The organism is Pseudoalteromonas sp. Of11M-6, from assembly GCF_022347905.1.
Lineage (GTDB): Bacteria > Pseudomonadota > Gammaproteobacteria > Enterobacterales > Alteromonadaceae > Pseudoalteromonas.
This window is the reverse complement of the sequence record NZ_JAKRFW010000022.1, coordinates 57,158-68,373: the sequence shown is the minus strand read 5'-3', so window position 1 is coordinate 68,373 and position 11,216 is coordinate 57,158. Positions and strand designations below refer to the sequence as shown.

The following is an 11,216-nucleotide window of genomic DNA, read 5'->3' as shown; positions in this document are numbered from 1 at the left end:
ACCCACCTGACCCCATGCCGAACTCAGAAGTGAAACAAAACAGCGTCGATGATAGTGTGGATTACCCATGTGAAAGTAGAACATCGCCAGGGCCAAATAGAGAAACCCGTTGCAGTAATGCAGCGGGTTTTTTGCTGTTTGGGGTATAGAAATTTGAGATATAAAACCTCGCAAGCCAATCAACACATCGCGAGGTGAACTCGCTCCTACCACAGTATCAGCACAGTGCAACATGGGGGGAGGCGGTTTACCCGCCGATGGCTTGAAATGAAGTTCCGGCAAAAAACATGTACATTAAAACCAGTTTCAACACTCGCTCCCAGCAGATACACAGCGTTAACTCTCATTGAAGTTTTGTATTCTTTCTTTAATTTGAGTGCTAGAAATTCCTTGGGTATAAGGGATATAAACAACCTGAATATTTTGTGGTGCTAAAGCGGCTTCCAATGCCTGCCAGCGGGGCGTGTGTTGCCATTCATCACCGCAGATCACAAGGTTTACTCTTTGTTGTGCGATCCAGTGCGCTGCTCGCTCAGTATCAGCCATTGGTGCACCGACTAAAACCGCTTTATCTACGCATGCTAATGACTTAATAATACTTAAGCGCTCGTCTTGATCCATAATTGGCGCTCGTCCCTTACTCTTTAACGCAAATGCATCCGGTGCGACCCCAACAACTAAGTAATCTCCGTGTGATTTCGCTAACGACAAATACGTTAAGTGACCAGGGTGAAGCAGATCAAAATAACCAAGCGCTAATACACGGCACGGCTGTTGAGATTTCATCTGCTTCTGTACGAACTGCATAAGATTTTTTAAAAGACGGTCATGAGGTTTGAATTGTAATAGCACCTTAAGCATGGCATGCATTTTTTTGAAGTTGCCTTTTTTCCACTCAGTGTAGAGGTGAGAGTAGGCATAACAGTAATATAAGTAGGAATCTTGCATAATATTCGGGGCGCAGACGATGGTATCAAAATTTGTGTCAGGTATTTTCCAATCCAGCCCATATAATGCTTGTAAGATTTGCTCTGGATACTGGGGATAACAAATTTCTCCCGCAGGTGAGCTGATGCTCACAACTTGAATAGCAGAGAAGCGCGTCACTCTATTCCAAGTAAAAGGTACGTCTTGCATCCATAAACCTGATATGGTGTCTCCAGTGCTTTGCTCTGTGGCATAACCGCAAAGGTCAAGCACTAAGCCTGATTGGTGGCGAAAACACCGAGGGTTTATAAGTCCATAGGATTGCGCTTCTTCGTGCCAGCCAAGATGCTGTAAATGTTCGATTGCGCTTTTCATGTGAGACCAGTCGATACCAATATCAACATCTTTATCATTTTCTAAGAGCTGACCTTCACGCTCTAACCCAAGCAAAGTACCAGCCGTAGGAAAAGCATAAAATCCCGCATTTTTTAAGGATGACAATGTTTGTAGTAATAGGTGTAATGCGCTTTCGGGAGTTAGTTTAGTTGAGCCCGCGCTTTCATGTATTGATACTTCGGATGATTGAACTGCTGCAATGTTTGTCATTGCGTCATGCTGCAAGCGCCATCCTAGTGCTTGATAGAAGGTTTGAGCGGCGAGTGGTAGTTGTCTGTTTTGTTGATAACTGCGAGCGAGAATATAATAGCTATCTGGTACATCTGGGTGTTTATGTAGCAGTGCTTCAAGTTGTTCAATCCATTCACTCCCGGCTTGTCTACGCTGTGCCAATTGTGCGAGATATAAAATGACCTGCTGGGTGGGCTGCTGTTGATATAGTTGCTGAAATGCTTGCTCTGCTGCTTGATCTTGGCCTGAAGTAAAATACTCGATGGCCTGTGTCATCTTTCTATTAAGTTGTGACTGTTTAATTACTGTGTCTTTCTGCATCGATTAAATACCTTGTTGTGCTGCTTTTAGTTTTTGTAGTCACAGAGTCCATGTTTTGATAACCCACTTTAATGGATTTGATGTGTTTAATGTGAAGTCGCTAGCAATTTTATACTGCTGCACGCTCAGGCATTTTGCCAACCAGCGGAAGCTTCACTATGATTACTTTAAATCAGGAAATCGGAGAGCGAAAGTGCTACCAATTTTAATTATAGTTTCTTCTCTGACAGTACTCGCCCCTGATGAATTGTTTAAGACATTGCAGGTTATTCAAGATTTAAACATCTCTAACCCAACACAAGCAACTCGAGTATATGAAGCAGCGTTACCCAAACTTCCAGAACAGCCTTCTAAAGGTATCTATGAGTTACATCGCGCCGGTTTAGAAGCTGCAATTAAAACAAACGATACGGTCAGAATTCGTGAAATAGTAGCGCTATTTTCCGACAATACTGAGTGGCTTGCGTATTTGCAGTCCGAAAAGGGGCAAATTGCAAATTACCTCGCGATTTATTATCGCCGGATCGGTAAGCCTGCGCTTGCGCAAAAAAACTATGAATGTGCACTTAAGTACTCAACTCACGAGCAAAGGCCACTTATCGTTAATAATCTTGCCGTTTTATATCGAACAACAGGGCAGTTAGAAGAAGCAATCAATATTTTAGCGCCGACATTGTCTGAGGTGAAGGATGAACAACTGGAAGCGGCACTTAACAATAACTTAGCTAATGTTTATTTTGATATGAGTAAGTATCAGCATGCTGCAAGACTATATAGGCAAGCTTTCCTCTATCATCAAAAAGCAGAGCAAGCATACGAAGCGAGTTATACAGGGTTAAATTTATTAAATGTTTACCTGCTTGCCAATCAGTGGAAAAACTATAGGCGCTATATGAATACAGTGAAAACTCAGCTAAGTGCGGTAGAGGATAAAGAATTATCTATTGTGTTTACTTGGCAGGAGCTAATTTTTCAAAAAAGTAGAAATGGCATACAGCCAAATGCAGATCAAGTAGAGTTTCTTATTTCGACTTTACCCATATTGCTCCAAAGTGATTACGGCAGCAATATGGAGAAATATGTTTATACATTACAGCTCCCAGAGTTGATTGCATCTTATAATGCGCTGTTATCTGAGCAGCAAAAAGTGGCCGCCAGTGTATCGACGGATACTTCGCTACCGGAAGTTGCGCTATCTTGGTGTGAACACTAATCCATCACAAAAAACTATTACCACAGCACAGCTCTTTATACTTTGAATAAGTAGATGTATCAGGTGGGGGGCTGATAATAATGAGTACCTTTGACTCAACCATCACAGAGTAAAATCAAAGGTCAAAAGCGAGTTCAGAGTTAGAAAGTCCACGCTAGATGTAGCTGGGGAGCAGATTCATTGGTATCTGTGCCAAGTTTGTTACGCCAATATTGCCATTCAACCCCTAACATTAACTGATTGTCAGGCATACCTACCGCGTTGCCTAGATCCCATTGTAGAATTGGCTGCGCGAGCAACCAGCCTTTTACGTCATTACCCAACTCGTTTTCTCGCTCGCCAATATATTCTACGTGACCTGTGAGATAGAACTTCTGCTCGCCAATTGTAAAGGGGTAACCCCAAGCGAGATCTATCATCCAGCTATCACTTTCTTTAGGCGCACCGCCATGACTAATACCTTGGCTATCGTCTTGATAAAGTGTGAATGTAGAAGAGAAAAAATTGAACCCGTCAAAATTCCAATTTACTTTGACACCAGGCAAGTATTTCATCACCTTAGCGTCTCCGGCTGCATTGAAACCCATCGTTAAGCTAACGTCAGCTATGGCGTCGAAAGAAGACTTAAAGCCAGCAACCTTTGACATCGACAAGCTTGAATACCACTCTCCATAAAAGTCACCGTCTTGGTATCCATCACTAAGGTTATCTTTGCTGTAATCGATAAAGAAGAAATTATCGCCGTAGCGATATCCAGACGCATGTTGTAATGAGTAAACCGTTGCCGTTGCTTCGCTTCTGCTAAACGGGTTTTTGAAATCACCGTGGTTTATATGTAGTTGCGTTGTACTCCAATCAGCAGCATAACCAAATGTGCTAAAAGCGAGTGAGGAGGAAATGATGAGCGTGTTGATTTTCATTTATTAATTCGGATAGCGTTAAAAATGAAAGTATAACAAAAGCGCCCAAAGTTGGGCGCGTAAACCGAATAAATTATGCTTTATTTCTTCTTAGGCAGATAACGGTAATGGCGGTGAAAGCCAAAATGAAACAGTAATAAGAAGAGCTAGATACATCCCAAGGGCTGATTTTAAACGTGGCCCCGAGTAGCAGCGCTTGTGCACCATAGGGTAAAGAGCCTTGCATAACACAAGCGAAAATATCTAATAAGCTTGCTGAACGTTTAGCTGAGATCTTTCCATCGTCAGCCAGTTTTTTAGCGACAGGGCCTGCAACTATGATACTTACCGTGTTATTTGCGATACACAAGTTACTTGTTAGCACGAGTGCAGCAATGCCGAGTTGATCTGCAACTTGACGGTGCCATTTTGCGATAATGCTGGTAATTTTTTGGATCTGTTTGGCTAAAAAATCTAGGCCGCCATTGATACGAATAAACTCAGATAAACCACCAATGAACATCGACAGCAAGAAAATCTCCTGCATATCACTAAAGCCTTTATAGATATCGTTTAAGAACGCAGCGCCTTGATAGTCACCGGCAAAACCCATACAGCCAGCAAAAACGATACCACTAAAGAGCACAACAAAAACATTGATACCAATCACCGCCAAGACCAAAATAAATGCGTATGGTAAAACTAATAACCAATCAAACGGCTTGGTTTCTACAACCTGCGGCTCTGGAGTTAAAAACACCAAGAGTAAAACAGTCAGCAGTGCAGCTGGTAGGGCTATCTTTAGATTCTCTCTAAATTTATCTTTCATTTCACAGCCTTGCGTTCGCGTTGCTGCAATTGTGGTATCGGAAATAATAGATAAGTTATCGCCAAACATTGCCCCCGAAACGATGGTACCAGCCATCAGTGCCGGATCAATTCCGGTTTTCATCGCGACGGCAACAGCAATAGGTCCAATTGCACCAATTGTGCCCATGGAGGTTCCCATTGCAGTAGAGACGACAGCAGAAATAAGGAACAAGCCGGGTAATAAAAATGCCGGAGGAATAAGTGATAAACCGGCGTTAACTACAGCGTCAACACCGCCGGTGGCACTTGCAACCGCAGAAAAAGCACCTGCTAATAAATAGATGAGGCACATGGTGATGATATTGCTGTGTCCTGCGCCTTGAATAAAAGTTTCGACACTGCGGTTGATGGTATCTTTATTAAGTAAAAAAGCGAGAACGATGGCTGGTAAAATCGCAACAGGAGCCTTTAATTGATAAAACGCATAGTCAACGCCTTGCGATTGCAAATACAATCCTGCGCCAAGAAAAATTCCTACAAAGGTCAACAGCGGCAATAATGATAGTTTTGCCTTTGTTTGATTGTAATTTGGTTGCATAGCACTCCCCAACAATAAAGCACAGCCAATAGCCAGCTGTAAAACCGCACAACACACCTAATACCAATTGTATTAATTCTCCAACCAATTTGAAGGGTGAGTTAGCATATTAGCGTCGTTAAAAATTTCTCATTTAGAACAACTAAATAGCAAAATTTTTGCCTAGCTACTAAAGCTATTTCTCCGCTTCAAAATAGCCCATTTACTTAATGCAATTGGTATAAGATGAAAATCTCTCAACTTCAATAGGTGAGCGAGCGCGGCAGTTTATATGTTTAGACGTCTAAAGTCTAATGTTTTATTATTTTCAACTTAACTGACTATGACACACAGATACGGTAAACTCTACTCCCGCAAAAACACATTTCTATTATCCGGTTAGCCATCGTTGCTGCCTTGTGGATAATCAACATCGCAAATAAAAAGGGTAACGTATGACAAGAATAGGTATTTACGGTGCGAATGGCAGAATGGGGTTAGCATTGATTGAAGCCTGTTATTTGTCACAACAAGTAGAGCTGGCCAACGCTTTTGTACGAGATAATTCACAATATCTTGATAAAGCAGTTAATCAATTGCAGCCTCAAGCAGACGCAAATATCTGTTTTAGCTCCGAGCAAAGTAAGCTTGAAAATGTTGACGTATTAATAGACTTCACTTTGCCAGAGGGCATGAAGCAGCATTTATCAGCTGCAATTGCCGCTAAAAAACCGATGGTGATCGGTACTACTGGACTGACAGGAAGTGAAATGGCGCTGTTGGTGGAAGCCGCAAAAGATATCCCAATTGTGTTTTCTCGCAACTATAGCGTTGGTATTAACCTGCTACTTAACTTAGTACAAACAGCCGCACAAAAGCTGGCTGACGAGATGGATATTGAAATTTTCGAAGCACACCATCGCAACAAAATCGACGCGCCCTCAGGTACTGCGCTCGCTATCGGAGAGGCGATTGCAGAAGCAAAAGGCTGGCAACATGATGAGGTTGCGGTTTACGACCGAAGTCAGAGCCATGAAGCGAAATCTCAACAAGAAATCGGTTATTCGGTCCTTAGAGCGGGAGATATAGTAGGTGAACATACAGCTTACTTCTCGACAATGGGGGAAAGGCTTGAATTAACACATAAAGCAGCGTCGAGATTGACCTTTGCATCAGGTGCTGTAAGGGCTGCGCAGTGGCTAAAAGATAAACCAGCAGGCCTTTATGATATGCAAGATGTGCTAGATTTAAAGAAGTAAGTATAACATTTTGAGGCTTTAAAGCAAAAAAAGAGTTTAATGGCTTGTTTTTATAATTTTTGTGATTTGTATTAGACGAAAAGGCATTCATGCTGTAGACTATAACGAATTTGCCAAAATTTTAATAACTGCGTGTTACCAAGCGCTTTGTAGACGGGATGTTGAGCGTTTTGCTTTCGCCCGTTTTTTACTATTAGGAGGTTAACTTGACTAAATCCGCTCTGTTAGTCCTTGAAGACGGCACGGTGTTTCGCGGTACTGCTATCGGTGCTGACGGTATGTCAGTCGGTGAGGTGGTATTCAATACGTCAATGACGGGGTATCAAGAGATCTTAACGGATCCTTCATACGCGGAACAAATCGTTACGCTTACTTACCCACATATCGGCAACACCGGTACTAACAGCGAAGATGAGGAAGCGGACAAGATCTGGGCAAAAGGCCTAGTGATCCGTGACTTACCACTGCTTGCGAGTAATTTCCGTAACGAACAATCATTGAGTGATTACTTGAAAGAACGCAATATCTTAGGGATCGCAGATATTGATACTCGTAAACTAACTCGAATTTTACGTGATAAAGGCGCCCAAAATGGCTGTATTATCGCAGGTGAGGAAGTAGACGAGCAAAAAGCGCTAGAAGCGGCGCAAGCATTCCCTGGCTTGAAAGGGATGGATTTAGCAAAAGTAGTAACAACAGAATCTCAGTTTGAATGGCGTGAATCAAGCTGGACTCTAGGCGAGGGCTTTAAAACGCTTTCTGCTGAAGAAGAAAAATTCCATGTTGTTGCGTACGATTTTGGTGTGAAAAAGAACATTCTTAGAATGTTAGTTGATAGAGGCTGTAAGTTAACCGTTGTTCCAGCAGAAACCTCCGCTGCTGACGTACTTGCATTAAACCCTGATGGTATCTTCCTATCAAATGGCCCTGGCGACCCTGAGCCATGTACTTATGCCATTGAAGCAATCAAAGCATTTTTAGAAACAGATACACCTATTTTTGGTATTTGTTTAGGCCATCAGTTATTAGCACTCGCTTCTGGTGCGAAAACAGTAAAAATGAAGTTTGGTCACCATGGTGGTAACCACCCGGTTAAAGACTTAGATCGTGATGTCGTGATGATCACTGCACAAAACCACGGTTTTGCTGCTGATGAAGCAACGCTTCCTGATACGCTACGTGCAACGCACAAGTCACTGTTCGATGGCACACTGCAAGGTATTCACCGTACTGATAAGCCAGCGTTTAGCTTCCAAGGTCACCCTGAAGCAAGTCCTGGTCCACATGATGCGGCACCGCTATTCGACCATTTCATTGAATTAATGCAATCTCGCAACGCTTAATTAGACCGGAGTAATAATGCCAAAACGTACCGACATAAAAAGCATTCTGATTTTGGGCGCAGGCCCAATCGTTATCGGCCAAGCATGTGAATTCGATTACTCTGGTGCTCAGGCCTGTAAAGCGCTTAGAGAAGAAGGCTATAGAGTTATTCTTGTAAACTCTAACCCTGCGACTATCATGACTGATCCTGAAATGGCGGATGCAACTTACATCGAGCCTATTCACTGGGAAGTGGTAGAAAAGATCATCGAAAAAGAAAAGCCTGATGCGGTGCTGCCTACTATGGGTGGCCAAACAGCTCTTAACTGTGCGCTAGACCTAGATAAGCACGGTGTGCTTGCTAAACATGGCGTTGAGCTAATTGGTGCGACTGCAGATGCAATCGATAAAGCGGAAAACCGCGAGCGTTTTGACGCGGCGATGAAAAATATTGGCTTAGAATGTCCTCGTGCTGAAATTGCACACTCAATGGATGAAGCGCACGATATCTTAACTCGTATCGGGTTCCCATGTATTATTCGTCCTTCATTCACGATGGGCGGCACCGGTGGTGGTGTTGCGTATAACATGGAAGAGTTTGACGAGATTTGTACTCGTGGTCTTGACCTATCACCAACAAATGAGCTGCTTATCGATGAAAGCCTATTAGGCTGGAAAGAATATGAGATGGAAGTGGTTCGTGATAAAAACGACAACTGTATCATCGTATGTTCAATCGAAAACTTCGACCCAATGGGCGTACACACTGGTGACTCAATCACAGTTGCACCAGCACAAACGCTAACGGATAAAGAATATCAAATCATGCGTAACGCCTCGATGGCGGTACTTCGTGAAATTGGTGTTGAAACTGGTGGTTCAAACGTTCAGTTTGGTGTAAATCCTGTTGATGGCCGTATGGTTATCATCGAGATGAACCCGCGTGTATCGCGTTCTTCTGCACTTGCGTCAAAAGCAACGGGATTCCCCATCGCTAAAATCGCTGCCAAGCTTGCCGTAGGTTATACGCTTGATGAGCTTCAAAACGACATCACAGGTGGTGCAACTCCAGCATCATTTGAGCCGTCAATCGACTACGTAGTGACTAAGATCCCTCGTTTTAACTTCGAAAAATTCGCAGGTTCAAACGACCGTCTAACTACGCAAATGAAGTCGGTTGGTGAGGTAATGGCAATTGGTCGTAACCAACAAGAATCATTACAAAAAGCACTACGAGGCCTAGAAGTGGGTGCAACGGGTCTGAACCCAATCGTTGCACTAGACGCGCCAAACGCAAAAGAAACGATCATCCGTGAATTACGCGAGCCAGGTGCTGAGCGTATTTGGTACATTGCTGATGCGATGCGTCACGGTATGTCTGTTGAAGAGGTATTTGAACTCACTAAAGTTGACCCTTGGTACCTAGTTCAAATCGAAGACATCTTAAAAGATGAAGCGACAATCGCTGAAGTGGGCATGGCAGGTCTAAACAAAGACTTCCTGCGCCGCTTGAAGCGTAAAGGTTTCTCAGATGCTCGCATTGCCGAAATCGCAGGCGTATCAGAAAAAGAAATTCGCAAGAAGCGTCACCAGCTTGAAATTCTGCCAGTTTACAAGCGCGTAGACACATGTGCTGCAGAGTTTAGCTCAGACACCGCTTACATGTACTCAACGTATGATGAAGAATGTGAAGCGAATCCTTCTGACAAAGACAAAATCATGGTTATCGGTGGCGGTCCTAACCGTATCGGTCAAGGTATCGAATTCGATTACTGCTGTGTACACGCAGCCCTTGCGATGCGTGAAGATGGCTATGAAACTATCATGGTTAACTGTAACCCAGAGACAGTTTCAACAGACTACGATACGTCTGACCGCTTATTCTTCGAGCCAATTACACTTGAAGACGTGCTAGAAATTGTCCGTGTTGAAAAGCCAAAAGGTGTGATCGTTCAGTACGGTGGTCAAACTCCACTTAAATTGGCCCGAGATCTTGAAGCGAATGGTGTACCAGTAATTGGTACTTCTCCTGACGCTATCGACCGCGCAGAAGACCGTGAGCGCTTCCAACAGCTTGTAGAGCGTCTAAACCTACTACAACCAGAAAACGCAACAGTAACGTCACTAGAAGAAGCGGTTGCTAAATCACAAGAAATTGGCTTCCCACTGGTTGTTCGTCCATCATACGTACTTGGTGGTCGTGCAATGGAAATCGTGTACGATGAAGACGACTTACGTCGCTACATGACAGAAGCGGTGTCTGTTTCTAATGAAGCTCCAGTACTACTTGACCGTTTCTTAGATGATGCAATTGAAGTAGACGTAGATGCTATCTGTGACGGTGAGAACGTTATCATCGGCGGTATTATGGAACACATCGAGCAGGCGGGTGTTCACTCGGGTGACTCGGCTTGTTCATTACCAGCACACACACTGCCGCAAGATATTCAAGACGTGATGCGTAAGCAAGTCCGTGATATGGCGCTGGAGCTAGGTGTTGTTGGCCTGATGAATACCCAGTTCGCGGTGAAAGATGGTCAAGTTTACCTGATTGAAGTTAACCCGCGCGCTGCTCGTACAGTACCATTTGTTTCAAAAGCAACAGGCGTTGCACTTGCAAAGGTTGCTGCACGTTGTATGGTTGGCCAGTCTCTTGAAAGCCAAGGTGTAACGAAGGAAGTTATCCCTCCATATTACAGTGTAAAAGAAGTGGTATTGCCATTCGCTAAGTTCCCAGGTGTTGACCCAATGCGTGGTCCAGAGATGCGCTCGACGGGTGAAGTGATGGGGGTTGGTGAAAACTTCGCCGAAGCATTCGCAAAAGCCCAATTAGGTGCATCAAACACTTTACCACGTGGCGGCCGCGCGCTACTATCTGTGCGTAATGGTGATAAGGCACGCGTAGTTGAACTAGCTAAGACAATGAAAGCAATTGGTTTTGAGTTAGATGCAACGAATGGTACGGCGAAAGCGCTTGAAGAAGCGGGTATTGAAGTACGTCGCGTAAACAAAGTATTCGAAGGCCGTCCTCATATTCTTGACCGTATCAAGAATGGTGAGTACAGCTATATCGTTAATACTACCGAAGGTCGCCAAGCTATTGAGGACTCGAAGGTGTTACGTCGTGGTGCACTTCAGCATAAGACTAACTACACCACTACGCTAAATGCAGCGTTTGCAAACTGTACAGCGAATGAAGCTGACGACAGAAGTTCTGTAAACTCTGTTCAAGAACTACACCAGCGTTTGAACTAAAAAGA

Annotated in this window: 7 protein-coding genes; 4 read left to right on the top strand and 3 right to left on the bottom strand. The window is 43.7% G+C overall.

Features of this window, described 5'->3' with window-relative positions; translation table 11 throughout:
- Nucleotides 1–336 precede the first annotated feature (336 nt).
- On the bottom strand, nucleotides 337–1,875 hold the full coding sequence (locus MHN32_RS12620; protein WP_239421862.1) for an adenylyltransferase/cytidyltransferase family protein: 1,539 nt from the start codon (nucleotides 1,873–1,875) through the stop codon (nucleotides 337–339).
- Nucleotides 1,876–2,068: 193 nt separating this feature from the next.
- On the opposite strand from MHN32_RS12620, the gene MHN32_RS12615 reads away from it, so the two are divergent.
- On the top strand, nucleotides 2,069–3,088 hold the full coding sequence (locus MHN32_RS12615) for a tetratricopeptide repeat protein (RefSeq protein ID WP_174169064.1): 1,020 nt from the start codon (nucleotides 2,069–2,071) through the stop codon (nucleotides 3,086–3,088).
- A gap of 140 nt (nucleotides 3,089–3,228) precedes the next feature.
- Here the strand turns inward: MHN32_RS12615 and MHN32_RS12610 are convergent, their stop codons facing one another.
- Both MHN32_RS12610 and MHN32_RS12605 read right to left on the bottom strand, forming a co-directional pair.
- Nucleotides 3,229–4,008: a nucleoside-binding protein gene (locus MHN32_RS12610; protein WP_239421860.1), complete on the bottom strand. Its 780-nt coding sequence runs from the start codon at nucleotides 4,006–4,008 to the stop codon at nucleotides 3,229–3,231.
- Nucleotides 4,009–4,081: 73 nt separating this feature from the next.
- Nucleotides 4,082–5,395, bottom strand: coding sequence for a Na+/H+ antiporter NhaC family protein (locus MHN32_RS12605; RefSeq protein ID WP_239361244.1), 1,314 nt, complete (start codon nucleotides 5,393–5,395; stop codon nucleotides 4,082–4,084).
- A gap of 434 nt (nucleotides 5,396–5,829) precedes the next feature.
- Between MHN32_RS12605 and dapB the strand changes: the two genes are divergently transcribed.
- From dapB to carB, 3 genes are all read left to right on the top strand, one after another.
- Nucleotides 5,830–6,633, top strand: a complete 804-nt coding sequence (dapB, locus tag MHN32_RS12600; RefSeq protein ID WP_239421859.1) for a 4-hydroxy-tetrahydrodipicolinate reductase — start codon at nucleotides 5,830–5,832, stop codon at nucleotides 6,631–6,633.
- A gap of 206 nt (nucleotides 6,634–6,839) precedes the next feature.
- Entirely contained in the window at nucleotides 6,840–7,976 is a 1,137-nt protein-coding gene (carA, locus tag MHN32_RS12595) for a glutamine-hydrolyzing carbamoyl-phosphate synthase small subunit (protein ID WP_045962293.1), read from the top strand.
- A 16-nt stretch (nucleotides 7,977–7,992) separates the two neighbouring features.
- Nucleotides 7,993–11,211 (top strand): carbamoyl-phosphate synthase large subunit, encoded by a 3,219-nt coding sequence (gene carB / locus MHN32_RS12590; protein ID WP_039495519.1) that lies wholly within the window; start codon nucleotides 7,993–7,995, stop codon nucleotides 11,209–11,211.
- The last annotated feature ends 5 nt before the right edge of the window (nucleotides 11,212–11,216 follow it).